At 43.9% G+C, this 26,854-nt stretch carries 24 protein-coding genes; 4 read left to right on the top strand and 20 right to left on the bottom strand.

Translation table 11 applies throughout. The annotated features are described in order from the left end of the window. Positions 1-302: 302 nt before the first annotated feature. The 6 genes from JOD17_RS05665 to JOD17_RS05640 form a co-directional block, all read right to left on the bottom strand. Positions 303-2,069, bottom strand: coding sequence for a M4 family metallopeptidase (locus JOD17_RS05665; RefSeq protein WP_338028759.1), 1,767 nt, complete (start codon positions 2,067-2,069; stop codon positions 303-305). Between the two features lie 137 nt (positions 2,070-2,206). Next, entirely contained in the window at positions 2,207-3,721 is a 1,515-nt protein-coding gene (locus tag JOD17_RS05660) for a BCCT family transporter (RefSeq protein ID WP_338028758.1), read from the bottom strand. Positions 3,722-3,808: 87 nt separating this feature from the next. Beyond that, entirely contained in the window at positions 3,809-4,447 is a 639-nt protein-coding gene (locus tag JOD17_RS05655) for an MOSC domain-containing protein (RefSeq protein ID WP_204696143.1), read from the bottom strand. Between the two features lie 87 nt (positions 4,448-4,534). Then, complete coding sequence (abc-f, locus tag JOD17_RS05650; protein WP_204696142.1) at positions 4,535-5,983, bottom strand: ribosomal protection-like ABC-F family protein; 1,449 nt, start codon at positions 5,981-5,983, stop codon at positions 4,535-4,537. Positions 5,984-6,239: 256 nt separating this feature from the next. Then, positions 6,240-7,184 (bottom strand): pseudouridine-5'-phosphate glycosidase, encoded by a 945-nt coding sequence (locus JOD17_RS05645; RefSeq protein WP_204696138.1) that lies wholly within the window; start codon positions 7,182-7,184, stop codon positions 6,240-6,242. Next, entirely contained in the window at positions 7,181-8,284 is a 1,104-nt protein-coding gene (locus tag JOD17_RS05640; RefSeq protein WP_204696136.1) for a PfkB family carbohydrate kinase, read from the bottom strand. The genes JOD17_RS05645 and JOD17_RS05640 overlap by 4 nt, the downstream gene beginning before the upstream one ends. A gap of 131 nt (positions 8,285-8,415) precedes the next feature. Between JOD17_RS05640 and JOD17_RS21505 the strand changes: the two genes are divergently transcribed. Beyond that, positions 8,416-11,946, top strand: coding sequence for a beta strand repeat-containing protein (locus JOD17_RS21505; RefSeq protein ID WP_204696135.1), 3,531 nt, complete (start codon positions 8,416-8,418; stop codon positions 11,944-11,946). 9 nt (positions 11,947-11,955) lie between these two features. On the opposite strand, the gene JOD17_RS05630 is transcribed toward JOD17_RS21505, so the two are convergent. From JOD17_RS05630 to JOD17_RS05620, 3 genes are all read right to left on the bottom strand, one after another. After that, positions 11,956-13,182 carry an MFS transporter gene (locus tag JOD17_RS05630; RefSeq protein ID WP_338028757.1) on the bottom strand — a complete coding sequence of 409 codons (1,227 nt, stop codon included), beginning with the start codon at positions 13,180-13,182 and terminating at the stop codon, positions 11,956-11,958. Between the two features lie 128 nt (positions 13,183-13,310). After that, on the bottom strand, positions 13,311-13,778 hold the full coding sequence (locus tag JOD17_RS05625; protein ID WP_204696134.1) for a GNAT family N-acetyltransferase: 468 nt from the start codon (positions 13,776-13,778) through the stop codon (positions 13,311-13,313). A gap of 10 nt (positions 13,779-13,788) precedes the next feature. Continuing rightward, positions 13,789-14,877 carry an alanine racemase gene (locus JOD17_RS05620; protein WP_204696133.1) on the bottom strand — a complete coding sequence of 363 codons (1,089 nt, stop codon included), beginning with the start codon at positions 14,875-14,877 and terminating at the stop codon, positions 13,789-13,791. A gap of 169 nt (positions 14,878-15,046) precedes the next feature. Between JOD17_RS05620 and JOD17_RS05615 the strand changes: the two genes are divergently transcribed. Further along, positions 15,047-15,736, top strand: a complete 690-nt coding sequence (locus JOD17_RS05615) for a GPP34 family phosphoprotein (RefSeq protein WP_204696132.1) — start codon at positions 15,047-15,049, stop codon at positions 15,734-15,736. A 43-nt stretch (positions 15,737-15,779) separates the two neighbouring features. Here the strand turns inward: JOD17_RS05615 and JOD17_RS05610 are convergent, their stop codons facing one another. Further along, positions 15,780-16,205, bottom strand: a complete 426-nt coding sequence (locus JOD17_RS05610; RefSeq protein WP_204696131.1) for a GlcG/HbpS family heme-binding protein — start codon at positions 16,203-16,205, stop codon at positions 15,780-15,782. 280 nt (positions 16,206-16,485) lie between these two features. Between JOD17_RS05610 and JOD17_RS05605 the strand changes: the two genes are divergently transcribed. Beyond that, positions 16,486-17,391, top strand: coding sequence for a DMT family transporter (locus tag JOD17_RS05605; protein WP_204696129.1), 906 nt, complete (start codon positions 16,486-16,488; stop codon positions 17,389-17,391). 113 nt (positions 17,392-17,504) lie between these two features. Here JOD17_RS05605 and hxlA read toward each other — a convergent pair whose 3' ends face one another. The 10 genes from hxlA to JOD17_RS05555 all read right to left on the bottom strand — a co-directional run bounded on the left by hxlA (position 17,505) and on the right by JOD17_RS05555 (position 26,560). Then, the gene (gene hxlA / locus JOD17_RS05600; RefSeq protein ID WP_204696127.1) at positions 17,505-18,125 is read right to left on the bottom strand and encodes a 3-hexulose-6-phosphate synthase; all 621 of its coding nucleotides are present in this window, start codon (positions 18,123-18,125) and stop codon (positions 17,505-17,507) included. A 12-nt stretch (positions 18,126-18,137) separates the two neighbouring features. Then, on the bottom strand, positions 18,138-19,088 hold the full coding sequence (locus JOD17_RS05595; RefSeq protein ID WP_204696126.1) for a sugar kinase: 951 nt from the start codon (positions 19,086-19,088) through the stop codon (positions 18,138-18,140). Between the two features lie 10 nt (positions 19,089-19,098). Next, positions 19,099-19,644, bottom strand: coding sequence for a 6-phospho-3-hexuloisomerase (gene hxlB / locus JOD17_RS05590; RefSeq protein ID WP_204696125.1), 546 nt, complete (start codon positions 19,642-19,644; stop codon positions 19,099-19,101). 14 nt (positions 19,645-19,658) lie between these two features. Then, positions 19,659-20,936, bottom strand: coding sequence for a TRAP transporter large permease (locus JOD17_RS05585; protein ID WP_204696123.1), 1,278 nt, complete (start codon positions 20,934-20,936; stop codon positions 19,659-19,661). After that, positions 20,933-21,424 (bottom strand): TRAP transporter small permease, encoded by a 492-nt coding sequence (locus tag JOD17_RS05580; protein ID WP_204696121.1) that lies wholly within the window; start codon positions 21,422-21,424, stop codon positions 20,933-20,935. Before JOD17_RS05580 ends, JOD17_RS05585 begins: the two co-directional genes overlap by 4 nt. 11 nt (positions 21,425-21,435) lie before the next feature. Beyond that, complete coding sequence (locus JOD17_RS05575) at positions 21,436-22,446, bottom strand: TRAP transporter substrate-binding protein (protein WP_204696120.1); 1,011 nt, start codon at positions 22,444-22,446, stop codon at positions 21,436-21,438. Positions 22,447-22,465: 19 nt separating this feature from the next. Further along, positions 22,466-23,467 (bottom strand): LacI family DNA-binding transcriptional regulator, encoded by a 1,002-nt coding sequence (locus tag JOD17_RS05570; RefSeq protein WP_204696119.1) that lies wholly within the window; start codon positions 23,465-23,467, stop codon positions 22,466-22,468. Positions 23,468-23,669: 202 nt separating this feature from the next. Beyond that, on the bottom strand, positions 23,670-25,010 hold the full coding sequence (locus tag JOD17_RS05565) for a TrkH family potassium uptake protein (protein ID WP_338028756.1): 1,341 nt from the start codon (positions 25,008-25,010) through the stop codon (positions 23,670-23,672). Between the two features lie 33 nt (positions 25,011-25,043). Continuing rightward, positions 25,044-25,709 (bottom strand): potassium channel family protein, encoded by a 666-nt coding sequence (locus tag JOD17_RS05560; protein WP_204696117.1) that lies wholly within the window; start codon positions 25,707-25,709, stop codon positions 25,044-25,046. Positions 25,710-25,840: 131 nt separating this feature from the next. Beyond that, positions 25,841-26,560 (bottom strand): sulfite exporter TauE/SafE family protein, encoded by a 720-nt coding sequence (locus JOD17_RS05555; RefSeq protein ID WP_204696115.1) that lies wholly within the window; start codon positions 26,558-26,560, stop codon positions 25,841-25,843. Between the two features lie 94 nt (positions 26,561-26,654). On the opposite strand from JOD17_RS05555, the gene JOD17_RS05550 reads away from it, so the two are divergent. Continuing rightward, positions 26,655-26,834 (top strand): YfhD family protein, encoded by a 180-nt coding sequence (locus tag JOD17_RS05550; protein WP_204696114.1) that lies wholly within the window; start codon positions 26,655-26,657, stop codon positions 26,832-26,834. Positions 26,835-26,854 lie beyond the last annotated feature (20 nt).

Raw genomic sequence — 26,854 nt, 5'->3', positions numbered from 1 at the left:
TGCTATCCAAAGGTGATTAAGAAAGCCCTGGTTCTAAGAGCCAGGGCTTTTCTTCTATAGTGTATGTTGGGATTTTAATTACTTTAGTCACTCCATAGGAGCAAAATCCCGTCATAAAACATTTATGTGTCGATGTCAAAGTTTTATGTTGAGATTTTAACTATTTTGCTTCAATTCAGGACTGAAATCCAACATACAACGCAACAGCAACTCTTTCTTCATTGTTTAGCACGCATCAAGACGTTTAGAAGACCTTCAACAGTCCAACAGCTCCCTCATATCAAGGGAGCTGTTGATCATTTTTATTCATAAATTCCTACGCCATCAAATGCATCCAACGTGGCTTCGACCTCATCGCTGTCTTCACCGTAAATATCAATGGCTGATTGGATAAATGCAAAGCGAGTATCTGAGAAGTTCGAGATTGGAGTTAAGTATACTGTTAACGCTCGATAGACGACATTCCCAAGTGCCTCTCTCCCCACTTCATCCCCAATTAAATATGCCGCATGGTTAATGATCGATGAGTTTACATGAACCCCTCCGTTATCAACATTCAAAGGCATATCATAAAACTCATCCATATGGGCTGGGAATACACCACTGCCATCCCCGTATTCAACGTAGTTTGCATTCACTGGGAACTTCCCTGGCTCTTCAAGACTACGAAGTGCCGTTCTTCCTTCATTTAGCCAAGCTTCACCAATAATGTTATCCCCGATATCCCAACTAGATGTATCAACAAGCACCCCAAAGATGTCAGCAATTGATTCATTCACCGCACCAGACTCAAAGCGGTAAAGCAGACCTGCTGTGTTCGTAATCACACCGTGTGTAATTTCATGAGCAGCAACGTCCAACCCAGCTGATAATGGAATAAATTGTTGGCCATCACCATTTCCATAAGCCATTTGACGACCGTTCCAAAACGCATTGTTATAATTGTCTCCATAGTTTGCTGATGAAATCAGAGCAGCTCCTTCATCATCTAGAGAATTACGGTCGTGCTCTTCAAGGAAGTACTCATAGACTTTTGTAGAGTTGTAATGAGCATCAACGCCTGGTGCATCATATGTCGAGTTAAATCCTGCTGTGTTATTTGTGAACGGATCTCCTGGTAGTCTAAACGTCGAGGATTGATATTGATTTTTCATATCATACGTATAAATTCCATCAAAGTCAGGTCTTGTCCAATCAAATAACTTAAATGTCCCTTGAGGAATATCTGAAATTTTATAGACCAAATTCAAGATTCGGTAGTCCCCGTGAACCCCAAACCCAGAACCGTGCATCGGTCCGAAATCAGATCGGTCAATATCTTCTGGCAAAGCTTGTGCGTTTACTGCTGTTTCAAGCAATGTTGGTGATGGTTGAGCAACCACATCTACTTGTTCCTCATCTAAGCCTGCATCTTCTGCCACATGCCCAATTGTGTTGTAAGCATCTACAACATCACCACTTGCGACATCAACAAAAACGAACCAGTTTCCTGGGTCTTCACCCATAAAGTTGACGTTTACTTTTTGAACTGTGACAGCTTCATCACCCATCGGATAGATGACGAGCTCTGCGCTCGGTTCATACTCCAGATCACTCGGAGCACCGACGTGTTCCTTCGCGATTTCTATAGCTTCACGATCATCAACCGAAATACTCTGAACCGTTTTTACATTGCCATCATGATAGTTTCCATTCACGCTACTAATCGTTCCATTCGCATCGAAATGGACGATCAATTTGTGACCTTCAACAGGGAATCCGTTCATCGTCTGTTGATAAGTAATGTGCATCATACCATATTCATCCGTCGTTTTATCTACGACCGTTAACTCATCTTTTGGATTTTCGATGCCGAACGTTTCGACATGATCGATGATAAAGCGCTCGGCTAATCGTTCATGATCCGCTCGCGAAGTTCGTGCATGTTGTTGCAATGATTCTTCAGAATCAATATAAAGAATTCGTGACTCTTCATCATTTGCTTCTGGTACTTGCTCCGTTTGTGCATCTGTAAGTGACGGCGCGCTTAAAAATGCAGCTGCTCCAAATAACATATAAAACTTTTTCACTAGACAACCCTCCTATTTTCTTTATCATCTCATTATTCAGTTAATTACGGATGTGCATATGTTCTTGTTTGCCACTGCTACTTTCCTCCTGATCATACAAAAGGATGAAAGTACAAAGTATGTACTTTCATCCTTGACTACATTCGTCGATGTTTCTCTTTTAGTAACTTCTTCGCCGTCTGGGGTGCCGTCCAAAGAGTCGTTAGCATTAGAAGTGATACGGGCACTGCTGTAACGACAATAAATGATTGTAACGCATCAACCGTCCCTTGACCAATCCACAATAATACAGCCGCTACCGCACCGAAGATAATTGCCCAAAACATGCGTACGCTTCTTGGTGGCGTATGTTGTCCCGTAATAATCATGGAAATGGTATACGCAATCGTATCTGCAGTTGTGGCAACAAACACACACGTTACGATAATAAAAGCAATAGCGAACCAAAACGCAAATGGTAGTTGCTGTACAATCGCAAAAATAGAAGCAGGAAGTCCACCTTCATTTAATACATCACTTACAGAACCAGGATTCTGCGTTTCAAAGTAAAGGCCTGTCCCTCCAACAACGGTAAACCAAAAGTTGGTCACAATCGGCGCCAAAAATGCCACGCTTAGAAAAAGCTCACGAATTGAGCGCCCATCAGAAATTCGACTAATGAATACTGCCATAATCGGACCGTATCCTATAAACCATCCCCAAAAGAAAATCGTCCAGCCTGATAACCAGGCTTCGTCTCCCCGATATAAACTCATTGAGAAGAAATTCTGCAAATAAGACCCGTATGCACTAATAAAATGATCGAAGATAAATCCCGTAGGTCCGAGCAATAGAATAAAGATCGCCAATACAATCGTAAATACAATATTAAAACGACTTAACCATTGAATCCCTTTGTAAATTCCAGTTGCTGCGGATATCGTCGCAATCCCAACGAGCACAAAAATCATACTAACTTGCACAGCAAACGTATCCGGCAGCCCAAAGATCGAACTCAATCCATAGCCTGCTTGAAGACCTAAAAAACCGATTGGACCAATTGTGCCAGCACACGCCGCAATGATTGAAGTAATGTCGGCAATTGCTCCGATGATACTATTCGATTGCATGACTTTTTCACCCATGATTGGATAAAGTAACGTTCGTGGCTTTAGCGGTAAACCTTTTTCTTTTGCGTACATTAAAACGACGACACCTAATGTCCCAATCATTGACCAAGCAAGAAAACCCCAATGTAAAAACCCTTGAGCGAGACCTGCATGTAACGCCGATGCTGAAGCATCATCCGTATCAAATAACGGTGGTGTATCGAGGTAATGATACATCGGTTCTGCAGCTGCCCAAAACACACCGCCACCCGCTAATAATGTCGTCATGACCATTGCAAGCCATTTAAACGTTGAAATTTCAGGGAGGTCACGATCACCAAGACGAACTTTCCCTAAATCCATAACACTCATAAAAATTGCAATCAGAAACGTTAGCAACATGAGAATCTGCCAATACGCGCCGAAAAACTCTGAAGACCATGCAAATGTAACGTCAACAAACTGGCTAACCGCCTCTGCATTAATGAGTGCAGCGATCACAAATGCTAAGAGTACGCCCCCACTAATTAAAAAGACAGGCCAGTCTAGCCGTAAATGCTTCACATTATTCACCTCTTTAGCTTAGCGTGCGCAAAAAAAGCTAAACTAACCAAGATGGTAAACATTGCAAGCTGTTCTAATTGACGTCGATTACGACTTCTTAAGCAACTTTTTTTCGAAGCGATTCTTCCATTCTTCAGAAAGACTCGGTATAGACTGAATTCTCTCCATTTCTGAGACATCTTCTCCAAGAAATAGCGTTTGGATCGCGTGTAACACACTTACTTCAGTTCGGTCCCTTTGAAGTAATGTAATCAAAGACTGATCGGTCACCGTCCCTCGTTGTAACACCCTTCCAAAATAACCTGTATAACCCGTTTCTACAAAACGAGTGAGTAACTGTGAAGATGACGTATAAAGATTGATCGTCGCGCACGGAACCCTGCCTTGACTAATTTCAACAATTGCCTCACCAATTTGATAAACATCACCGATGCAAACGTCTGCTTCAAGCATCGTAGAAACCGTAAGGTTCTCACCAAAGGCTGGGAACGGTAATCTCTGACCGTGTTCACGTTCCCACATCGCATAATGTTCATATGGGTAAAAACATACTGCGCGATCTACTCCCCCGTGATTCTTCTTATTTCCGACATCGTCATGTTGAAAGCCAGCGTACTCTAATTCCACTTCTTTAATCGGTGTCTTCTTAATTCCCGTTGTTATCGATTGATCTTGCTTTGACGATAACACTTGCGGTCGTCCAACAGCTAAAGATTGAATGGTCATCCGTCATTCTCCCTTATACAGATTTCCTATAGGGTACCATGCCTAAACAGAAACTGAGCCGCAATCTTCGGTTGCGGCTCAGTTTACTTATTGTTCTTGTAGCGTTTGATTTACGATCTTATACTCAACATCACTAACTCTTTGAAGAAATTCCCGATCATGAGACACGAGAAGGATTGTCCCTTCATATGCGTGAATCACTCTCTCTAATGCTTCCACACTTTGGATGTCCAAAAAGTTCGTAGGTTCATCAAGAATTAACACATTATAATTCCCAAGAAATAATTGGCTTAACACAAGCCGTATCGCTTCACCACCGCTTAAATCTAGGACAGATTTCTTTAGATCATTTCCTGAAAATTGCATAGAGGCTAGCACAGCACGAATCGTCGTCTCTGATTGATCACTTCGTTCTTCCATCCAGTCATATACGGACACGTCTTCAGTAAACCGAAAGTCCTTTTGCTTAAACACCCCAAACTGTACTTTTGGTGAGCGTGTCATTCCTTCCTGACCGTTTACGATATAGTCAAGTAGCGTCGACTTACCACTGCCATTATGACCTGTAAAAGCAATCGTCTTACCTAATGGCAATTGCAAACTAACATTCTCGATGAGCAAACGATCGGCAACTTTAATTGTCGCTCGATCCATCATAATCGGAATACGATTATGAAGCTCTAACGCTTTTGGTTTATGAAAAACAATGGATTGAACAGCGTCTGGAGCGTGGACCGTCTCCATCTGTTCGAGACGTTGCTCCATCGCTTTCGCTGATTTCATGATGCCTTTTTGTGAAGTGCCTTTGTCTTTTGTCATGAACATTCGATTGGCGTTCGGTTGACCTTTACTACCTTTGCTTATCTTTTGTGCTTGTTTCTTTTTTACTTCAACCGCTCTGTGAAGTTGATCTCGTTCTTTGACATAATGATCATGTTCTTCTCGCTGCTTTTGTCGTTCTTCTTCTTTCGTCTCAACATATTGACTGTAATTCCCAACGTATTCCGTGACCTTACCATCATCAATTTCCCAAATCTTTGTGACGAGTTCGTCTAAAACACGTCGGTCATGACTAATGAGTAGGAGTGTACCATAGTAATAAGAAAGTTCCTCCATGACAAAATCGATCCCTGCTTGGTCTAGATGAGTCGTCGGTTCATCTAGAAGCAAGCCCTCATAATACGTTGATAACAGTGTTGCAAGTTTCGTGCGCGTTTCTTCTCCTCCGCTCATTTGCTCACCGGTATGAGTAGGCACTGCTAGACGACTTCTTACTTCTCCGTCTAGATGTTGTATATCTAATGTTGGCGCCGATAATTGTTCATAATACCCAAATTCGACATGCTTTTTTACGTGGCCGGTTGAAGGTTTTAAACTGCCTTCAAGTAATTTCAATAATGAACTTTTCCCACTACCATTTTTACCGACAATACCGATCCGGTCCCACTGATGAACTCGTAAACTTTCAATGTCTAACACTTGGCGATCACCGAATGCGAGTGTAACTTGATTTATTTCAAATTGAACTTGTTCCATTTTAAAACTTCCTCTCTTAATCTTTGCACCGCTCAGGCAAAGTAAGAGGAGAGTCTGTAGTTTTTTAACCATAACAAAAAGAAGGGCAGAAAAATCCGCCCTTCTTGTACGTAGAAGATGTTATAAAATGACAGACTTATCCCGTGTACTCTGCCATAAGCAGAGCCTTTGAACGTATGCAATTACTAGTTCAAAGTTGGGAAACGTAGTCTAGGTAAAAACATTCTATAACCATCCTCCTTTTTCATAATTAGGCTTAGTATACGTTGGTGACTGTTTTTTTGTCAATCGATTCTGCCTGGTAATGAACGGCAAGCCTCGCTGCCACCTTCGCATTATGTTTCACAAGTTCTATGTTGGCTTCTAAACTCTTCCCATCCGTTAACGTCTTTAATCGATCTAAAAGATACGGCGTCACGTCTTTTCCTTGAATCTGGTGCACTTTTGCTTCCTCTAACGCCTGTTCGATAATCTGACTAATATAGGCTTCTGATAATGCTGCATGCTCTGGTATTGGATTTGCAACAACAACTCCACCGTTTAAGCCAAGATTCCACTTGGTTTGCATGAACCGAGCAATCTCTTCTGTATGGTCCATGCGGTAATCAACCGTGTGTGGACTTGCTCTCGTATAGAATGCTGGCAATTCAGACGTTTCAAAGCCGATGACCGGCACTCCGTTTGTTTCTAAATATTCACGTGTTAAGCCGATATCTAGAATGGACTTTGCGCCAGAACAGACAACAGCGACATTCGTTTTGGCTAGTTCTTCAAGGTCAGCTGAAACATCCATCGTGACTTCCGCCCCGCGATGAACACCGCCAATTCCTCCAGTTGCAAACACAGAAATCCCAGCTAAATTCGCACAAATCATCGTTCCTGCCACAGTTGTTGCCCCGTGTTTTTTCTTTGCGACGACGTAAGGAAGATCGCGTCTAGTTACTTTCTCAATCTCTTTGCTTTTACCTAAAAATTCAATATCTTCTTTTGATAACCCAACTCGAATTTCTCCAGAAATAATTGCAATGGTTGCTGGAACTGCTCCTTTGGCGCGAATAAGTTCTTCTACTTCCAATGCCGTTTCAACATTTTTAGGGTAAGGCATTCCGTGTGAAATAATTGTTGATTCAAGTGCAACAACCGGCTTATGCTGTTCCAATGCTTTCTTTACTTCGGCTGATATAACAATGGCTGATTTCATAATGTACCCAACTCCTCAACTAGATCTAATTGTTCTTTTTTAAGATTCGCAACATTCAACCGAGAAGAAACGGTTTCATACGTTGATAACGTTAGCGCTGAACAATTCATACCAACTACACAAGCCTCTTCAAGCGTTTTATCTTCATTTAGTGCATAAAGAAATCCTGCTACAAACGCATCCCCTGCGCCTGTTGCATCTGTAACAGGAACCTCGACTACTTCCAAATGGTTCGTGGTTCCTTGCTTTTGTTTATAAAAGATTCCATTTTTCCCATCAGTAATGACGACATTCCCCACACCTTTGTTTAAAATACCATCTGCTAATTGTTCGTAACAATCACCCTTGTGCCCTACCCATTCAACCGCTTCACCATAATTGCATATAAGATACGTCACTCCGTTTAAATCTTCAGGTAATTGTTTGATCTTTGGTGCGGATACTGGGGCAATACATAACGCTATTTGATCTTCTTTGCAGCTTCGTATAACTTCCGCAATGACTTCAGTAGAAAAATTCGTATCCAACAACACGTGCTTTGATGAACGGATGACACTCCACTTGTCTCGAACAAAGTTCACTTCAACGTCTTCACAGATGTCCATGTCAGCAAATGCAACGATCATATCACCACTGTCGTCCAACACTGCCGTATAGCTTCCTGTGTTCTTACCAGGCAACCTGAGAACGTGACTCATATCAACATAAGGCGTTGTTTTGTCTAAGAGCCAAGTGGCTTCTTGGTCATCACCTACAACCGTTAATAATGTAACTGGAACGCTTAGACGCCCTAATGATTCTGCAATATTTCTTGCCACACCTCCTAAAGCCTGGGTTGTTGACACCGGATTCGATGTATTTTTCTGAAAATTACTCTTAAGAGATGCTTTTCGATCGACATTGGCACCACCAATACAAGTGATTGAACCTTCTTCTGGGAACATGTACGCTCTTCCAACGATGGTACCTTTTTTCATCAATGCAGAAATATAACCTGCAACTGCAGATCGAGAAAGATGCAATTCATTTGCAAGTTCATTTTGGGTAATATACGGATTTCTTTTTATTCTTTCCATAACCATTCGTTCCTTGTCTTTCACTAAGAATCCTCCCCTCATTAAACATTTGTCTATAGAATAAACTTTTGTTTGAAAATTAACAAGAAAACATTTTCTCTACTCGTTGCATACACCATCTATAACGTTATAAAAAAGAAGGTGCTGACTTGTTTATGAGAAGACATTCCAACCATCATCATTTATATAACCGGTATCGAAGTCACCGAACAAGTGGCATTCCTTTTATTGAAATAAACAACTATATTATCGGATTTCCAACGGCTGGGTCCCTTCCTCCGTGGGACAGCATTACTGGGATTACAAGTATCATAGATCTACTTCCAACTGGGCCTACGGGTGCGACGGGCGTTACTGGTACTACAGGTAGTACTGGAACGACTGGCGCCACTGGCAGTACTGGAGTAATTGGACCAACGGGTTCTTCAGGAAATACGGGGGCTACCGGACCAACGGGGGCTTCTGGGAGTGCCGGAGTCACTGGAACTACGGGCAGTACCGGAATCACCGGACCGACTGGCGCCACAGGCAGTACCGGGAGCACTGGGCCTACCGGGGTGACGGGCAATATCGGAATCACTGGACCGACTGGCGCTATTGGCGCTACTGGCGGTACAGGTGCAACCGGATCGACTGGCGTCACGGGCAGTACCGGTACAACAGGAACTACAGGCAATACCGGAAGTACTGGAACTACTGGTGCCACGGGCGGTACGGGAATCACCGGATCGACGGGCACCACGGGCAGTACCGGGAGCACTGGACCTACTGGTGTCACAGGCGGTACGGGTAGCACCGGTGCCACTGGCATTTCTGGAATCACCGGATCGACAGGCGCCACGGGCAGTACCGGAATCACTGGACTTACTGGAGCCACAGGCAGTACCGGAATCACTGGGCCTACCGGGGTGACGGGCAATATCGGAATCACTGGACCGACTGGCGCTATTGGCGCTACTGGCGGTACAGGTGCAACCGGATCGACTGGCGTCACGGGCAGTACCGGAAGCACTGGGCCTACCGGGGCCTCGGGCAGTACTGGATCGACTGGCGCTACTGGTGTCACAGGCAGTACGGGTAGCACCGGTACAACTGGCGCTACTGGCAATACCGGGAGCACTGGACCTACTGGTGCCACGGGCAGTACCGGAATCGCTGGACCTACTGGTGCCACGGGCAGTACCGGAATCGCTGGACCTACTGGGGCCACGGGCAGTACCGGGAGCACCGGACCGACTGGAACTACGGGCAGTACTGGACCTACCGGGGCCTCGGGCAGTACCGGAATCGCTGGACCTACTGGGGCCACGGGCAGTACCGGAAGCACCGGACCAACTGGAACTACGGGCAGTACCGGAAGCACCGGATTAACTGGGGCTACTGGCAATACCGGAAGCACTGGACCGACCGGCACCACGGGCGCTACGGGCAGTACCGGTGCTACAGGAACGACTGGCGCCACGGGCAGTACCGGGAGCACCGGACCGACTGGAACTACGGGCAGTACTGGGAGCACTGGACCTACCGGGGCCTCGGGCAGTACCGGAATCGCTGGACCTACTGGGGCCACGGGCAGTACCGGGAGCACCGGACCGACTGGACCTACTGGTGCCACGGGCAGTACCGGAAGCACCGGACCATCTGGAACTACGGGCAGTACCGGAAGCACCGGATTAACTGGGGCTACTGGCAATACCGGAAGCACTGGACCGACCGGCACCACGGGCGGTACGGGAACCACCGGACCGACTGGAACTACGGGCAGTACTGGGAGCACCGGATTAACTGGGGCTACTGGCAATACCGGAAGCACGGGCGCTACGGGCAGTACCGGTGCTACAGGAACGACTGGCGCCACGGGCAGTACCGGGATCACTGGGCCTACCGGGGCCACGGGCAGTACGGGAACCACCGGACCGACTGGAACTACGGGCAGTACTGGGAGCACCGGATTAACTGGGGCTACTGGCAATACCGGAAGCACGGGCGCTACGGGCAGTACCGGTGCTACAGGAACGACTGGCGCCACGGGCAGTACTGGAAGCACTGGACCGACCGGCACCACGGGCGGTACGGGAACCACCGGACCGACTGGAACTACGGGCAGTACTGGGAGCACCGGATTAACTGGGGCTACTGGCAATACCGGAAGCACGGGCGCTACGGGCAGTACCGGGATCACCGGACCTACTGGCGCCACAGGCAGTACCGGAATCACTGGAACTACTGGCGATACAGGCAATACCGGAAGCACTGGACCGACCGGCACCACGGGCGGTACGGGAATAATCGGACCTACTGGCGCTACTGGCAGTATTGGAAGCACTGGACCAACGGGGGCTACTGGCAGTACCGGAATCACTGGATCGACTGGCGCTACTGGCAGTACCGGAATCACTGGACCTACCGGCGCCTCGGGCGGTACCGGAACCATCGGACCAACTGGAACTACGGGCAGTACCGGAGCCACTGGTGCTACGGGCAGTACTGGTGCTACAGGAACGACTGGTGTCACAGGCAGTACCGGAAGCACCGGACCAACAGGGGCTACTGGCAGTACCGGAATCACCGGACCTACTGGAGCCACAGGCAGTACCGGAATCACTGGACCTACTGGCGCTACGGGCAGTACCGGAATCACTGGACCAACGGGGGCTACTGGCAATACCGGAAGCACTGGACCTACCGGGGCCACTGGCAGTATCGGAATCACTGGACCTACCGGGGCCACTGGCAGTAACGGAATCACTGGACCTACTGGGGTTACAGGCAGCACTGGTGCCACCGGAACTATCGGTGCCACGGGCAGTACGGGAAACACCGGTACAACTGGCGCTACGGGCAGTACCGGTGCAACCGGATCGACTGGTGTCACGGGCAGTACCGGGAGCATAGGGCCTACCGGGGCCACGGGTAGTAACGGGAGCACTGGACCTACTGGTAATACGGTCAATACCGGAATCACCGGATCGACTGGTGTCACAGGCAGTACCGGAATCACCGGACCAACAGGGGCTACTGGCAATACCGGAATCACTGGACCTACTGGGGCCACGGGCAGTACCGGAGTCACCGGACCTACCGGAGCCACGGGCAATACCGGAATCACTGGACCTACTGGGGCCACGGGCAGTACCGGAGTCACCGGACCTACCGGCGTCACGGGAACTACTGGAACAACCGGAATTACTGGACCGATTATCTCTTCAATGGGGTTCTCGGCACAACGGGCACCAGCAACGATTAATGCTGCAACTCAATTGGATAGCTGGCTTACGGCAAGCCCTTTCTTTACTGGAACTGGTTTTAATGCAACGACAGGAACGTATACGGTTCCGGTTAGTGGTCGCTACTCCATTAAAGCGATTATTAACTATCGCTCTACTGCTACGATTACGGCACAACTTGGAACGGGCGTGAACCCTGCGTTTACCGTTCAACGAATTAGTCCTAACCCGACGACACTTGTTACAGGTTTATTGCCCATTCTAGACGTAAATATCTTATTGCTGTTAACGTTACGAGTCATTCTTGGAAGCGGGGAAGTAACGTTACTTGCGGATGCTGAACTTTCTGCTGGAGACACTCTAGGACTCTTTTATGTTTCTAATGGCTTGACGATTGGATTAAATCTTGGCTCAGGAGCTCCTTCTGGAGTCATTTGGTCCATTCATCGTATTTCATAATAAAACGACTCATGCTGCATTGGCATGAGTCGTTTTCCGTTTGCTTTTATAATAATAGGAGCCCCAAATTACTGCGTAACCGAGCATTAATAGTCCTGATCCGACATAAAGAATTGACAGAGACCCTTCCAACCATGTTAAGAGTAAAAATGAACTTAACGGGCCCACTGCGGCACCTAGGTCGTCTAAGATCGTATGCCACATCGTCATCTTGACTTCATCTGTATTCGCTGCAGCTGATGCAGCAAGCGTATCCACCGTCGTTGTGAGCATTGTCGACGTGAGCTGGAAAAGAAGCAACAATCCAATTAACAGTAGTGTCGACTCTGTAAAGCCAACAACCACTAGCAACACTCCACCAGCAATCAACGGTACAAATAACAGCGTATACCGCTTTTCAAGTCGGTCACTCCACCTCCCGATCAACGGTGCAAAAAACGGATCCCAACACCACCGGATCGCCTGAACAATCCCTGCAATCGTTGCTGCCCCAATCATTAATGAAGCAATTGTCATCGGTTCTTGCATGCGTGATTCAATTAATGGGCTTAATGTTGATGCGAACAATCCCATTATGAGAAAGCCTTTGAAGAGGCTCGTAACTAGAATTAACGAAATGTAAGGCGTGAACTGAAAGGTTGGCGAAATTGCTTTTGCGGTTGTACGATGATCAACATTTGAATGCGGTACAGTAAATGCAATAAGTGGTATACAAATCAACGCGAGTAGAGCGAAGAGTGATGTCATCATAACAATCGGAATTTGATCGGCTAAAAATCCACCGGCAAGCATGCCAACTAATCCGCCCATCCCCCATAACCCATTGTACAAGCCAATGTGATTGCCTCGATTTTCATTCGTACTCACTTTAATAATTGTTAAAAATCCACCCATCCTCAAAAACGACCATGCAACGCCCCAAAGCATCCGCGCAATGACTAATACGATAAAACTTGTCGCCACCCCATAAGAGAACGTCGTTAACGCAGCAAGAGTGGTCGCAATAAATAGACCAGTGCGTAATGAGTACCGACGATAAAACCATGCAACAAATGGGTTTATCGGTAGTCGAATAAGCCGGTTGATCGACAAAAGAAGGCCGATTTGCCAAAGAGCAGTCAATCCAAACTGCTCATAATAGATCGGCAATACAATAAACAGCATCGCATCACCTAATAAAGCGACGGCGGTTATAATGGCAACTTGTATGACTCTGCCTTTCTCCCCTTGCACCACTCGTCATCACACCTTCACTAGAAGGATTGAACATGTACGTCCACAAGACTTTCTCTTATCACCACATTTCACTAAATCTCTACCTATTATTCTTAGTGCTAATCAGCCATCCATTATGCCATCAAAAATCAATCACATTTCTTCAAGACCATCGTCATAAAGACACTATTCGGGTCGTCCCAATAATCAGCATATGGTGGGCAAACAGAAAATCCGTACCTTGAATACAAAGAACGAGCAGGCTCGAAAAACGGCTCTGCACCAGTTTCAAGACTTAATTCTCGGTAGCCTCGCTTTCTAGCCTCTTCAATACTATAAGTGAGCAACTTACTAGCGACTCCATGCCTTAAGAAACCATCGGCCGTACGCATGGATTTAATTTCTCCGTGTTCACTCGTTAATTCTTTTAATGCGATGACACCAGCCAACTTATGATCAATCCAACCACTGAACATCGTTAATCCTTCTTCTTTTAACTGTGCAACATCTAATGCATGGACACTTTCAGGTGGGGATGTCTCCCTCATTTCATGTACATGTTGGAGAAGTAATTGAATTACTGATGGATCAGTGATGTCGTCTTTTCGAATAATCATCATTTACCCCTTATTGAAGACAGCCTCTTGCTGCTACACGTATTTTCGTTGTTTCCCCTTGCTCATCTTCTACATAAAAATGATTGTGTAAGTTCACGGTACTACAAATATGATTAGGAATAATTTCGACTGTGTCTCCAATGTTCAATCCATGATTTTCTCCTAACTGGACGATTCCATGCTCCTCATTCATGCGCAAAAATACAGCATCAGGATGACCGATGACGATACCTAAGCCGTTTAATCGCAACGGTTCTTGGTCTGGTTGAATGTCTGTTGCAAACGTCTTGCTTCCACCATCAATAACCGCTAAGCGGTGATCATGCAGACTTACAATCGTTACTACGACAGAAGCTGCACATTGACGTAATTCACAAACCCCTAATTTATATTGCATCGCATCATTAAATACATAGGTACCAGGTCGAATTTCTTCAACATTTCTAGTTTTGGAAACGGCTTGTGCTGTAGGAGTAGAGCCCGCACTAATGACTGGTACAGAGATTCCTTCCTCAGCTAATCGTGCTTTGTATTGTTGCAATCGGCGAACTTCTTCCTCACCCGCTGCTGACGTATCTAACGTAGATTTCTCTTCAACAACGGCACCTTTAAAGGTGAAAATACCATCAAGGCGTAAGTGAGAATCGTTATGAATACTCCGGGCAACTTCTATGACTTTCTCACTTCTTGCCCCTGCACGATTCAATCCTGTATCCACTTCTAAGCGAACGTTAAGTACCATTCCTTCACGCTTTGCGGCTTCTGCTAACTTGTTCGCCCCGAAGACACTATCGACCGCGAGCGTTATGCTCGCTTTTTTACATAGTGCAACGACGTTTGCAATTTTGTCGTCCGTGACAATTGGGTAAGCAATAAAGATATCTGTAATTCCTGCCTCAAACATGACATTTGCTTCAGAGATTTTGGCAACTGTAATTCCTTTTGCGCCTGCTTCAAGTTGCCATAACGCGATTTCTGGGGTTTTATGTGTTTTACAATGCGGACGTAATGCGATTCCTTGGTTGTTCGCGTCATCTTGCATTCTTTGAATGTTCTCTTTAACAATTTGTTTTTGTACACGGATGTATGGTGTCTCCATAGTTACCCCCTTCAAAGTATGTTCTTCTTCTATTTTCTGTGAAGCTCGTACAAATTGCTAGCCTAATATCATCATTTTTTAGTAAATAAAAATAGCATTGTATACGAAGATTTTGAAACGTCGCCGCTCTGTATTTCGTAGAAAGAGTATGGAAAGAAGGTGAGAATTGATGTTAACACTAGCTGATCATTTATTTTACATAGCAGTAAACGAGAAACATGAAACGATTCACAAGCAAACGTCGAATACATTTACGACGAGTCTCGTAGCATGCATTCTCGCCGAATTATTGCTATTAGGGAAACTTGTGGAACAAAATGGAAAACTCGTCGTCATTCACCATGAAGTTCACCATCCATTGTTGCAAAAATCGTTAAACCTACTTACGGTTACGAACCCGAAGCCTGCAAGTTATTGGATTCGTGTTCTTCCAATAAAAATACCGAACCTTAAACGATTGATCGCTTTTCAACTAGAAGAAAAAGATATTCTACATTTACGGGATAAAGGCTTACGTACGTTCTTTTCAACGGACTCTTATCTTTTGAATGCCCCTAAAGATTTAACACCTTATCTTGAACAATCACGCCGCTTACTAGAAAAAACAAATCATCAAGTTGCCTTATCTGAAAAAGATGAACGCATGGTCATCTTGCTTTCTTTGCTATATGCTTCTCACTTATTATCAATTCTTTATCCAACCAAGCAAGAAGCAAAACGTGTAGAACATTATTTGCACTCCTCAACTAGAAACTTGCCAGTAAGTAAAAATGTACAACTCACTATCGAAACCATTGAAACTAGCGTGATTACCGCTGCTTCTTCAACCATTAATGCGAGTGCTTCTGAGCATTCCTAGTTAAATAGAGCCAAGACGCGTACACGTCTTGGCTCTTTGTTCGTTATACCGTTTCTAATGCTAGTTTTTCAAAGGCTTTTACACCGGCTTCTGCTATTTGCACGTCGTGCGGGACAGTACTTCCACTCACTCCGATTGCGCCTACGACTCTTCCGTTTCGTTCAAGAGGAATTCCTCCACCAAATACAACGAGCTTTCCTTGATTTGTCGTGTTTAGACCAAATAATTCAGCTTTTGGGACCGTCGCTTCTTCAAGGTTTGATGTAGGCATTTTTAATGCGACAGATGTCCACGCTTTGTTTTGAGCAATATCAATGCTTGCGAGCCATGCATCATCCATTCGGTGCGTTGCAATTAAGTGTCCGCCTTCATCGACGACTGAAATAACCATCTGCACACTTAGTTTTTGCGCTTCAGCTTGTGCTCCTTTTACGATCTTCTCTGCAACGTCTAACGTTAACTTTTCCATACAATCGACCACCTTTACTTAATTATGATGATTTGTGTATGTTCTACGATGAGATGCATGTTACTTCATAGTTTACGTGATTGCGTGTGCGTTTGGAAATCATCATGATCCATTATGCCAATCTCTACTTGAGATAAGTAAGATCGAACTGCGTCGTACTTCTCGTGTTTTGTTCAAAATAAAGGGATCGTTTCTCAAACTGAAGGAATTCATCGTTCCTTTCGTAAATGTTCGCAATGTATGGTTTACTTGAACAAGGACATCAATAAGGGGAGAAATTATGTCACGAGCGAGGGCTTACCTTTTTACGATCGCCGGGGCAACGGCGTGGGGATTAATTGGTCTATTTGTTGCCCCTTTATATGAACATGGTTTTACAGCTTGGGAAGTTGTTGCGATACGAGGGGTCTTTACCTTTATAATGTTGATCATCTTTATGAGCTTGTTTTTTAGAAAACAATTAAAAACGAGGTGGCAAGATCATTTGATCTTTGCAGCTGCTGGTATCATAAGTATTGCATTTTTTAATTATTTTTACTTTGAAGTGTTTTCCCAAGCAGGCATTTCACTTGCAGTTACGCTCCTGTATACGGGACCGATTTTTGTTACGTTGCTTTCGCGAATCTTTTTCAAAGAACCGCTCACGAAGCGAAAAGTAGCTGCATTGATTTTAGCGTTACTCGGCTGTGCATTCGTTGTCGAATTGCTTCCATTTGGATCTTCTAATTTATCTTTTTCACTAATTATGATGGGAATTCTGTCTGGTTTCTTTTATGCACTTTATAGTATTTTTACAAAGCCAATCACACATCGTTACTCACCTTTGACGATTACGACGTATACGTTTTTGTATACGAGTTTATTCATGCTGCTAACGAGTGATCTTCGTTCAAAACTATACTTATTCCGTGAGCCCGACGTCTTGACGAGTAGTTTATTGCTGGCGTTCGTCTCAACCGTTTGTGGGTATATCTTTTATACGACAGGGTTAAAACATCTAGAAGCAAGCCGGGCCTCAATTCTTGCAACAATTGAGCCCATCGTTGCCGTCATTACCGGCGTCTTGTTCCTTAATGACGTCTTAAACCTTTTTCAAACCGTAGGCATCATCGCCGTTTTGTACTCAGCGGTTTTAGTAACAGAGAAACGAACAAAAACAACTCAGAAAAGGCCGGTGCGCTCCTAAGAGGACACCGGCCTTTTAACGATTATCGACATAGAGTTGTACCATTCGAGATTAGGGCATTACTCGAATACACTTCATGCTCGTACTACTTGTATAACCAACATCCCTTTACGTTATACGTGAAGAAGTGCTTTCATTGACTTCGCGATATGAGCGGGATTCGCTGCGGCTGTAATGCTACTACCGACGATGATTACATCAGGCTTATGCTTCTTGATTGTTTGAAGAGACTCCAAAGTGACTCCACCTGCAACGGCAGTTTGAACGTCAACATCTTTGACAATGTCAAACTGACTCGCTGAAAATGCCTGTTGTTTTTGTTGATCTTTGCCTAAATGCACACCAACAAAGGTAGCCCCTAACGAATGGAGTTGATGAACTTTTTGAGAGGATTCAACCCCTAATAAATCAATCATCATCGTTTTGTTTTGCTCTTTTGCCACACGTAGTGTTTCTTCTATTGTTGCTTCAGGTGCAAAAGCCATCACTGTTGCAACATCTGCACCGGCTTGGAACGCTTGATTTGCTTCATGTCGACCGGCATCACAGATCTTCATATCAGCAAGCAAGGCATGATTAGGAAATTGCACATTCATTTCTCGAACAATCGCCATCCCGTATTCTTTAATGACACCCGTACCGACTTCAATAATATCGATATTATCACGAACTTCATTTGCAATGGCAAAGCATTCGTCCCATGTTAATCGATCTAGCGCTAATTGCAACTTCATACTAGAGCCCTCCTATCGCTCAATCACGGTTGTGTGACCGAGCTTGGCAAGTACGTCATCAAGATGGGGTAATCCTTCATTATCACCAATAACTTCAACGACCATTGCACCGATTGTTGTTGCAAACGTGAGCATTTCCTTAAGGGAATACCCATTCAAGTAACCATAGATAAGTCCAGCATCAAAACCATCACCTGCACCTACTGTATCAACGACTGCCGTTGCTTTTACTGCTGGTAAAGTTAGCGTCTCACCCTTGTACCAAGCGACAGCGCCTTCGTCTCCCTTTTTAATCGCAACAAGTTCAATCTCGTACTCTTGGGCGATGGTAAAAACCTCATTCTCGTCACTCGTTCCAAATAGAAGCTCTAACTCTTCAACACCTGCTAAGAGAAGATCAACATGGTGCATCAGTGGCAGCAAAGCCGCTCTTGCTTGTTCAGCACTCCACAATTTCAACCGAATGTTTGGATCAAATGAAACTTTCAAACCAGCTTCCTTCGCCAATGTGACCGCTCGTGTTAATACATCCACATTAGACGGTGTAACCGCAGGGAATACACCCGTCATATGAAAGAGCTTCGCACCTTGAAAATACTCGAGTGAAAGTGAGCTCGGTGTCATCGCTTCAGTCGGTGAAGGGTGGCGATAATAAAACGTTCTCCCACTTCCATTCGCTTGAATCTCTTTGAAATTCAATGATGTTGAATAGCCTTCTAACAAGTGCACTTCGCTCGTATCAATTCCTTCACCTCGAGCGAACTTCTTAATATATTTCCCAAATTCATCAGCACCAAGACGAGAAATCCATCCTGTCTCAAGACCAAGTCTCGCACAGCCAATCGCAAAATTAAACTCAGCGCCTCCTGCTCGGCGCTCAAAGCCATTCACAAATTGCATTGGCCCCGTTGAATTTGGATTTAAGGTAATCATCGCGTCTCCAATTGTAATGACGTCTTTCATCTGGCTCCCCCTACTCTAAGTTCGCATGTCTTTCTTTCATTTCTTCTTGTTGGTCTGTCGTCAGCGCAACAATTACTGCATCTAGCACGATGTGTACAGATTGGTCAAATTGATTACCAAGTGGCTGAATTGTTTTCGGCTCATGTGGCAGACGTTGTTTTGTTGCTGCTGGAATAAAGAGCCTTAAATCTGACGGATGATCATCACCAACACTCCTATTCGCAGTGACAAGCACAACATTGGCGTTGGATGCTTTTGCTTTTTGTGAAAAGTTCTCAGTACCCGATGCTGAGCCCGAAATGATGAGTAATAAATCGCCGTTAGAGATGCTCGGCGTAATCGTTTCTCCTGTCACATACACTTCATAGTTCGCATGCATCAGTCGCATCGCAATGGCTTTTCCCATTAGACCAGAGCGCCCTTCTCCGTGTATAAATATGCGTTTAGCGTGCTGGATTTCATTAGCTAAAGCATTCATTTCGTTTTCGTTTAACTGCTCAACAACTTGTTGAATTTCGTTAAGACAACGTTTAGCTGTATCTACAAAATGACTCATTTACATCGTCCTTTCTATTCTAAGAAACTTGGTAACCAAAGTGCAATCTCAGGGAAGAACGCTACAATAAGAATGGTAATGATAATGACACCCACGTAAGGAAGCAACGCTACAATTGATTTGCTGACGGATAGTTTTGCAATTGAACTTGCAAGTAACATACACAGTCCGTAAGGCGGTGTGATCATTCCAACAGCCAAACACATGACAATAACAATACCAAAGTGAACCGGATCAACACCAAGCGTCTCAGAAGCTGGAAGGACGATTGGAACGAATAAAATCATGGCTGGTATGGCATCAAGAAACATTCCGACAAACAAGAATAGTAGAATGACCGCTAATAAGAAAAAGCCTGTGCTCGCAAAATTGTCTTGAAAAAACCCTGCAATCATCTCTGGGACACGGTAATAACTAAACAAGTGACCGAGTGCTGTTGCAGTTGCTAGCGCAAACAACGTTAATGAACTTAGACGAATCGTATCAAATAGAATTTCTGGTAAATGTTTGATCGTAATCGAACGATAGACGAACATTGCGAGAATTAACGCATACACACAAGCAAGAATGGCCGCTTCTGTCGGTGTAACAAAGCCACCAATGATCCCACCAAGAATAATGACAGGTGTCAGTAATGGCGGTATACAATTAAGAAATTGCTTTCCAATATTCTTCAGACTCACCCGTTCAGAACGAGGGAAGTTTTGTCGTACAGAAATAAATCCAACGAGTGCCATCATCGCAGCACCCATAAGTAATCCAGGAATAACGCCACCCAAAAACATTTGACCGACCGACACACTCGTCACACTTCCGTATATTACCATCGGTATGCTTGGTGGAATCAGCATACCCATCGTAGAAGATGCAGCAGTTGTGCCGACCGCTGTACTTTTGCTGTAACCCTCACGAATCATGCTCGGAATTAAAATTTTCCCAACGCCTGCAGTATCCGCTTGGGCAGAGCCTGAAATACCACCAAAGAACATGGAGACGACGATGTTTGCTTGTGCAAGTCCACCACGAATATGTCCGACCATCGAAACGGCCAATTTAATGAGTCGTTCAGATATTTGTCCTTGGTTCATAATGTTCGCTGCTAAAATAAAGAGAGGAACTGCAAGTAGAATAAATGATTCTAAACCTGAGAACATGCTTTGCAAAACGACTTGCAATGGAATTGAATCGAGCATCCAAATTCCTACAAAAGCGACAATTCCAAGTGTAAAGGCAATTGGAATTCCTAAGAACAATAATAAAATAAATAACGCTACGAGAATAACGCCTGTCATCCTACTTGCTCCCCTTTCTCTTTAAAGTCTTTAACATCTTCCAGCGCATTACCGATCGAAAACAACACCATCCCAAGACCTGAGATCGGTAACGCTAGCCACAAGTATCCTTGTTGAAGTTGTGGTAACGTATTGACTGTCCATTCCCAGAACAATTGAACGAGTGAAAAGCCGTAAATGATCATGAGCAATCCAAACAATCCAATAATGAGATGACTAAACAGTTTTACATATAGTAAAGCTTGCCCTTTGAACTTCTCAAAAACATAGTCAATTTTAAAATGTTCTTGATGATACACCATCACAGAAGCCCCAAGAAATACCGTCCAGATAAATGCATACGTTGCAATTTCAGCTGGCCATAGGAGGGATATAGTCGGTACGTACCGTGAAAGTAGCTGCAAGAAGATACAAACGACAAAGACGACGAAAAATAACGCTGCCGCACGCATAAACACATATTCAATTCCATTCAATAATGATTTCATCACCACTCACCTCACAACTCTTCATCTGCTAAGTCTCGAATTGCGTGAAACAACTCCATCGCATCAAGCTCTTCAGCAATTCTTGCTCGAACCGGTTCCGTTTGTTCAATAAATGGTTCGATATCGACTTCATTAATAATGGCTCCTTCTTCAACGAGCCGCTCCAATGATGATTCAGCAAGATCAAGATCTGCTTCCCGTGCAGAAATCGTCGCTTGTTCTGCTGCCCGTTCAATCATTTCCTGTTCTTCTTCAGTGAAACGTTCCATCACAACGTCCGATGTTAAGAAGAATCGTGTAGTAAAGTCATGGTCGGTTAACGAAATGTAGGGCGTAACTTCGTGATGACTCGATTGATAGACATTTGTAAAGTCATTTTCTGATGCATCGACCACTCGATTTTGTAACGCCTGATACATCTCACCCCAAGCTACCCCTACAGGCAATGCACCAAGTGCAGACCAGCTATCTTGAATTCCAGGTGAATCTTGTGTACGAATCGATACATTTCGTAAATCTTCAACTTCATTTACCGGTTCAAACCCATAATACTGACGAACACCTGCAGACCAATACCCGAGCACTTGCAAATTTGTTTCTTCTTCAACAAGATTGCTCATCTCATCGCCGACTTCTCCGTCCACGACACGCAACCAATGTTCATAACTTGTGAACAAATACGGCATTGAAAATAAATCCACTTCTCGCTGGACTTGCGTCATAAACCCAGGAGAAACAACGGTAATATCAACACCACCTGTAGCGATGCTTTGGAGTAACGTATCTTCATTGCTTCCGAGTGTACCGTTCGTATGAAGCTCTGCAGTAATTGCTCCGTCACTTTCTTCTTCAATCGCTTCTTTAAATGTTCGGAAACCGACTGCATACGGACTGTTCTCATCAAGTTGAGTAGCCAGAATTAAGTTCTTCGGGTCATCTGCACCAACGACATCTTGCTCTCCTCCACACCCTGCAAGGAAAAGGACCGATGCTAGACTACCTATTGCAATTTTTTTGATCATCTTGTTTCCCCTCATTCCGTTAGCACGAGTGTCGCAATTGTAAACTCGGCTCAAATCGGTACGTTTGTTTTTTAGATCCTTTCGTGCCATCGATTTCTTCAAGTAACAACTCCGCTGCTTTTCTGCCCATCTCATATGTTGGCTGAGCAATCGCAGTAATCGCTGGATTATAAAACTCTGCAAACGTCACATCGTCAATCGTCAGAAGCCCAATCTCCTTAGGAACATCAATATCGTTCTGCTTCATCGTTTTTAACACTTCTTGAAGAACCCGATCGTTACCAGCAATGATTGCTTCAGGACGTTCGGTCGACTGAAGCATGTCGGCAAGCACATCTTTAATTTGATCGATGTTACTGCTTTGAATATACTCATCGTGAATCGGCAGCCCTTGCTCTTCCATCGCAGCCATAAACCCATCTCTTCGCTCTTGCCTTGGTGTAATCGCACCTTCAAGTGAAGCAGTGACCAATCCTATTCGTTCATAGCCTTTGCCTCTCAACGTCTGCACGGCTAATGACATCGCTTTCTTATTATCAAAAAGAACATTGTTCACACGTACTCCTTCAATAAAACGGTCAATAAATACGAGTGGATAATTCTCTTTTACTAACCCTTGGAACAACTCACTGTTAGCGTTCGTCGGAAATACAATTAATCCATCGACTTGCTTTGCTCTTAACATGTCAATATAATGACGTTCTTTGTCAGGTTGGTCGTCGGCATTGCAAATAATGACGGTAAACCCACATGCGTGGCAGTAATCTTCAATTGCCCTGACCACTTGTGTTGAGAAGTCATGCAAAATGTTGGCTACAATAACACCAATCGTTTTCGTTTTCTTTTGTCTCAAACTACGCGCTACACTATTCGGGCTATATCCAAGCTCTTCAATTGAGCGTTGAATACGGTCTTTCGTTTCACTACTCATATAATTAAATCGACCGTTTAAATATTGCGATACGGTACTCTTCGATACACCTGCTTGACGCGACACGTCAGCCATCGTCACTTTCTTCATGAAACACCTCACTAAAACGATTTACTAAACCGATTTATTTCACGGGTTTATTGTAACGCGATGAAAGCGGTTTTACAACGCCTAATTCTAAAAAACTGTTTAAAAGGTTATCTTAGATGGAGTAGTAGTAGGTCATAATGGAGATGAATCAACGAAAAAGACCTCAAACCAACTACGATCGGTTTGAGGTCTTTAACGTACTTTATCCAACTAATATTTGTTCTTCGGCATAATGCACACGACTTTGATGTTGCTGATACGTTAATGCAAACGCCAAAGCTAATGGTCCTAACCGTCCAACAAACATCGTAATCATCATCAGTAATTTACCGAATTCAGTTAGCTCAGCAGTCAGTCCCATTGATAGCCCGGTCGTGCTAAACGCGGAGACTACTTCAAATAACACGTTCATAAATTGGACGTCTTGAATTCCTTCAGTCATCGTTAATATTAGTGTCATCAGCACAATGAAAAGTAAGGAACTTACAACAACAGCAAGGGCCCGCATCACCGTTTCTAGTGCAATTCCTCGCCTAAATGCATGCACTTGATGACCACTTCTAAACGTATTTAACGTTGCCAAAATAATAACAACAAACGTATTGGTTTTAATCCCCCCACCGGTCCCACCTGAAGAGGCACCGATGAACATGAGGATCACAATAAAAAACTGAGATGCGACTAACATACTCGATATTTCAAACGTGTTAAAGCCAGCACTTCTCGGGGTTGCACTTTGAAAGTAAGCTGACCAAAGACGTTCAGATAACGACATTGCTCGCGTCTCAGGATTGAACAGTTCAATAGCTAAAATAACAATAAATCCTACAACTAAGAGAGCTAACGACGTGGTGAGCACTACTTTAGAATGTAGGCTAAGCTTTTTAAAGCGCCGGTTTTTATAAAGGTCAACGAGCACCATAAATCCTAGTCCGCCTATAATAAACAATGCTGAGATTGTGATGTTTACAACAGGATCCCCAATGAACCCTTCTAGACTTTGATCGTTTAAAGAAAATCCTGCATTATTAAACGCAGCGATGGAATGAAACAATGCAGTATATAATGCATCGGAAAACCCTAATTCCCCAACTAAACGAATGGTTAAGATTACTGTACTGATTGCCTCTAATGAAAGAGCCACACATAAGATAATGCCAGCTAATCGTAACAATCCTCTCCCAGACAATGATCGGGTCGTCGGTTGCATAAACTCTCGGTATTTTAATCCAGTTATTTTGCCGAGTATAATTGCAACGGAGACACCAAACACCATGAATCCAAGCCCACCAAGTTGAACGAGCACAAGAAGTACCCCTTGCCCAAAGGTAGTCAAATCGTGCCCAACACTAACAATTGCAAGGCCAACGACACAAACTGCTGACACAGACATAAACATCGCATCCATAATTCCAATGCTTTCTCCACTCGTAGAAGCTTGAGGCAACGAGAGTAGCATTGTACCAATGAGAATCAGCACTAAAAAACCGATAATAATCCACTGCGGAGGATTAATGTGAATGTCTTTTCCATATACCTTCACCAAACGCACCTTCTTACTACAGAATCAACTTATTTAATGCTTTGTATAGTCTTTGTGTAACTTCTGGATCGCTTGATGCTTGCCTACAATCATAAGGATATCCCCTTCACGAATAAGGTCGTTCGCATTTGGTGATATGTTTACTTTTTCGAATTCATCTTTGATCGCAATAATAATACAGCCGTATTTCCGATTTAGATCCAATTCGAGAATTGTTTTTCCTCCCATCCCTCGTGGAGCGCGAATCTCTTCCATATTATAATCAACAGACAGTTCGAGGTAATCAATTAGATTGTTAGAGCTTAATAAGTTTCCTAACCGTTTCCCCATGTCTCGTTCTGGAAAGATAACATGGTCGGCGCCGATTTTAGATAATACTTTTCCGTGATGCTCGTCTTTAGCCTTAGCCGTTATTCTTCCAACTTCCATTTCTTTTAACAATAACGTCGTTAAAATACTTGCTTGTAAATCTTCTCCAATTCCGACAATGGCATGTGCGTATTTATGAATCCCTAATTGTTCTAAAGCCATCTCGTCGGTGGAGTCAATTTGTACTGCATACGTTGCATCACTACTGATTTCTTGTACGGTATGTTCGTCTTTATCAATTGCTAAAACTTCATGACCATTTTGAATTAATGTTTTAGCAACGCTCATTCCAAATCGTCCTAATCCGATGACAACATATTCACTTTTCATCTGGTTCTCTCCTTCACCCCATATTTATGTAGTAAAACAACAAAACCTGTCAAAAGGACATAAATATCCTAAACTGACAGGCTCCACCAAATTTGCTTACGTATAGTTTTACTGAGTATAACGGAACATTTCTATAAAAACAATACTTCAATTAATAAATAAGATGCCGTAAACAACAGCAATCCATATACAATCATTTGAAATACCTTTGCATTTAACTTCGGGTACAAATTCTTCCCGATGAACAACCCTAAAAGCACGACCGGCAACGCATACAAACTATATTCCCAAACGACGAATTCCGTACCGATTGTCATCATCTGAGCAACAATTGTCACTAAGTACACACCAAGGAAGAACGTTAGTGTTGTCGCTCTCGTATACGCTTTTGAAGCACCTGTTCCGCTTAAATAAATGAGAAGGGGCGGCCCCGGCATCCCAATACTGGAAGTGAGCAGCCCTGATACCCCTCCAACAACATACTCCCGACCTTTCGTCGCAGCAAACGATATCTGATTAAGTAAAAGAATCGTTAAAATGATCATAAGAACTGCAATCATCGCCTTTAGAGCATCCACATGCATGATTTGTAAAATAAAGATCCCTACGGGTAACCCAATTACTGCACTAGCCCATAGCCGCAACAATACGTTTTTATTTGATCCACTCTTCACCGCTGGATACAAACAAAATGAAATGATTAACGAAAGTACTAAATTTATTTGGATTGCTACGACAGGTTCAAACAACAACAACAAAAACGGCGTAGCTAAAATCGAAAATCCAAACCCCGTACTCGTCTGTAAAATCGCTGCCACAAATACAATACTAAAAAACGCCAATAACTCCATACCTTCACCTTCTTACTTACATTAATTTTACCATAACCAACCAGCATAAAATCGTCCTAAAAACACAATCCTACTCGTTGAGGGGGCGTTCTTTATGACACGTGGTCAAACGAGAAACAACAAAAGAAAAGACAAACGAAAGTTATCACAAACTCCTGCTTATCTAAAAGAAGCTGACGGCGAGTACGTCGAATATTCTGAGGAACTAGCAGACTTGGATGACTTAGTTGCACAGCGTAGAGCCCAAGAAGTAGAAGAACGTGACTCTCATTAATAAAAGTAAGACCAACTCCG

It is taken from the genome of Geomicrobium sediminis, from assembly GCF_016908595.1.
Classification (GTDB): domain Bacteria; phylum Bacillota; class Bacilli; order Bacillales; family Marinococcaceae; genus Geomicrobium_A; species Geomicrobium_A sediminis.
Note: the sequence above shows the minus strand (reverse complement) of the source record. Positions and strands in the feature narration are given on the sequence as shown.